2 protein-coding genes are annotated in these 2459 nt (G+C 53.3%); both read right to left on the bottom strand.

Going from position 1 to position 2459, the window contains the following annotated elements:
* Positions 1-87: 87 nt before the first annotated feature.
* The gene (gene ltrA / locus H2P46_RS22020; protein WP_193406902.1) at positions 88-1755 is read right to left on the bottom strand and encodes a group II intron reverse transcriptase/maturase; all 1668 of its coding nucleotides are present in this window, start codon (positions 1753-1755) and stop codon (positions 88-90) included.
* Between the two features lie 442 nt (positions 1756-2197).
* Positions 2198-2359 carry a hypothetical protein gene (locus H2P46_RS22015; protein WP_193406901.1) on the bottom strand — a complete coding sequence of 54 codons (162 nt, stop codon included), beginning with the start codon at positions 2357-2359 and terminating at the stop codon, positions 2198-2200.
* Between the last annotated feature and the right edge of the window lie 100 nt (positions 2360-2459).

Below are 2459 nucleotides of genomic sequence, written 5' to 3'. Positions count from 1 at the left end.
CCTGATGTCGGGTAGCAGCAGCACATTCCTGCGCCGCCGCCCCCTGAGAACGGTACGTGCAGGTTTCCCCGCATACCGCTCAAGCCTTTATAAATGCCCGTTGTGGGCACCGGCCTCCCTGTTGTGTAACTGACGGTGGCAGTTGGGATGTAGCAGTTCAAGATTGGACATGTCGTCGCTGCCGCCCATGACCTTCCTGACCCGGTGGTGTATATTCCAGCCTGTCTGGTTGGTGATGAGTTGTCTGCAACGCGGGCAGCACTTACCCTGGCGCTTCCACAATGCCGCCACGGTTTTCATCTTCTTCAGCTTTCCGCTCCAGACCAGATCCAGACGACGCTCAAAGTAGATTTCCATGCCGGGCGAGTAAGGTGTTGCGTCGCCCCTGATCTTGATATGGCGTTTGATGGGGGTATCCATCGCGCGGGTGAGGTGCAGTATTTTACCCTCCGGGGTCGCTGCGCTGAACAGCCAGCGTTTCTCCCCGAACGTGAAATACTTTTCTGCAACCCAGCGCCGGCTTTTACGTGTATGCCGCCGTTTGCACCACTGCCATATTGCCCGCCAGATTTGGGTATCGACGTAATTAAAGATATCTTTTGCCACGACATGCCGATGATAAGTCGCCCATCCACGGATCACGGGATTGAGCAGGTTTATCAGTTTCCATGCCGGAAGCGTCGGATTGCCTTTAATTATTCTCCTGACTTTGCTCAGAAAGTTTTTCAGATTCTTTTTGGCAGGCTTGATCAGCATCTTGCCGCCGTATTTTCTGACGTTCTGACCAAGAAAGTCGAAGCCTTCTTCTATGTGCGTTATCGCTGTTTTTTCCTCAGACAGCGCGAGCCCCCGTTTCTGCATAAACTCTGCTATCAGGGGCTTGACCTCATTCTCCAGCAGCTCGCGGGAGATCCCGGAGCAGATGAAGTCGTCGGCATAGCGCACATAGTTCACCTGATGTTTTGCCCCGTAATGCTTACTCTTCCTGAATGTCAGCATCAGCTCTTCCTCCAGCCCATCGAGTGCCATATTGGCGAGGAGGGGAGAGATAATGCCTCCCTGCGGAGTGCCACTTTCGGTGTGAAAGAAGACGCCCTTTTCCATATATCCGGCTTTCAGCCATTTTCTGAGCAGTTTTCTGTCCATGGGAATATGGGACAGCAACCAGTCATGGCTGATATTGTCGAAGCATCCTTTTATGTCACCTTCCAGTACCCATTTCGGGGATACTTTCTGGCTCATCCGGTGAAATATGGACTCGATGGCATCATGCGTACTGCGCATGGGTCTGAAACCATAGCTGTTATTGTCAGCCGTGGTTTCTGCTACAGGCTCCAGTGCCAGCAGCCACAGTGCCTGCATGGCCCTGTCACGCATAACAGGAATGCCCAGCGGGCGCTTTTTGCCGTTCGGTTTGGGGATGTGTATGCGCCTGAGCGGCAGTGGTCTGTAGTCTCGCGGGCTCAGACAGACAATCCCTTTCCATTTTTCATCCGGGGTGCTCCATGTTTTGCCATCCACGCCGGGCGTCCTTTTCCCGGTGTTTTCAGTCACACGTTTGACAGCAACGGCTTTGCCGGAGAACGAACGCGTGAGAATGCGCTGCAGTTCCCTGACTCGCCGCCATTGTTGCTGCCGGGTTGCCTCTGCAATCCTCAGCTGTAGCTTTCGCACCCGTGCATGGCAGGCTCGCCAGTCAATGGCGTGCCAGCCTGCCGGGCGGGGTATCGTGGACACACTGTCGTGTGTATTCATCTCGCTGATATCCTGTTGAAAGTTTTACAGTATCTCATGCAGTTAAAGACCAGACGGAAGTCTGCCCGCTTTCGCGCCGAAGTATAATTTGCTCCGTATCCTGATGATTACCATCAGGCGTTCGCTTTTTCCGTCCTCCTCTGCCCGCACCGCCAACAGTGTTCCTTACGGTTCACCTGCCATCAGGCAGCGATACGGGTTTACCAGGTTCCGCTTAACATACAAAAGGTCAAGACGGGTTCTGTCTATTCACCGGAGATCTCTGTGTCCATGTGCTCCGGGAGGCCCTTGGAGCAACCCGATCTCATACCCTTTTGGTTCAGGCCTTTCAGCATCTTTGGCCTGTTGCCGATAACGGTGTTTATCAACAGTTCACATGTGTTAACCCTTCTGACCAGCCTTGCAATCCAGCCACATGATGCTTGCAGCAGGAGAGGCTCCCTCACGGGACCCTCTCCGGGCTGACGCCCGATTTCGTTGTCCCGGAAGCTTCAGACCCCGCCGTTGCCAGCAACGCCTGTTCCGGTAGGCTACAGCTAATGGAATAGCTGGTTTTATCAATGTAAAACAATATGTTGTCAATACCGATCGAATTCTGACCCACCCTGCCAAAGTAAAACTGACCCACCCCCTTTGAATCATTCGAGCGTTGTTGCTTTCGTTTTCTTCTGGAGTTGACCGCTTTTCAGCTTATCTTTCAGTCG

The organism is Mixta mediterraneensis (assembly GCF_014946725.1).
GTDB lineage: Bacteria > Pseudomonadota > Gammaproteobacteria > Enterobacterales > Enterobacteriaceae > Pantoea > Pantoea mediterraneensis.
Note: the sequence above shows the minus strand (reverse complement) of the source record. Positions and strands in the feature narration are given on the sequence as shown.